We start from the raw sequence: 465 nt of genomic DNA on the forward strand, positions 1-465 counted from the left end.
GGCCGCGCGGCGTCGATCGGCTTCGACCCGGTTCCGCCGCTCTTGCTCGGCCTCCAACCTAGCGGCCAGCGCCAGTGCCTCGGCTTCGCCACGTAGGCGGAACAACACGGCAGGGCTGCCGTCTGCCGTGGCTGCCATCTCCATAGTGTAATCGGGAAGCTGGTCGGCCTCCACGACTTTGCGAAGCATCCTGTTGAACTCCTTGGGCTTGCTGTCGCTGCCGGTTTTGTCGCGCAGCACCTCCACCCGGCACGTCCACCCACCCTTTTGGTTGCCGGCATGTTTGCGTGCGATGCGGTACAAGGCGCGCTCTAGCCCGCCAGTCAGCAGGAAATAGTCCTGGTGCATGGTGAGCAGCGACCGCTCTCCCATGATGCCCTCATAGACCCAGTCCGATAGGGTGATTGTCATGCCCCGGGGCTGATCCGTGTCGGGGTCCACCTCCAGCGTCCACTTGTCGAGCCA

General features: G+C 64.3%; 1 protein-coding gene. It reads right to left on the reverse strand.

Going from position 1 to position 465, the window contains the following annotated elements; all coding sequences use genetic code 11:
* Positions 1-465: replication initiator protein A (locus tag CVH10_RS17425; RefSeq protein WP_181244454.1), on the reverse strand; the 465-nt coding region annotated here is incomplete at both ends.

This window comes from Halomonas sp. ND22Bw, assembly GCF_003011945.1.
In the GTDB taxonomy this organism is placed as follows: domain Bacteria; phylum Pseudomonadota; class Gammaproteobacteria; order Pseudomonadales; family Halomonadaceae; genus Halomonas; species Halomonas halophila.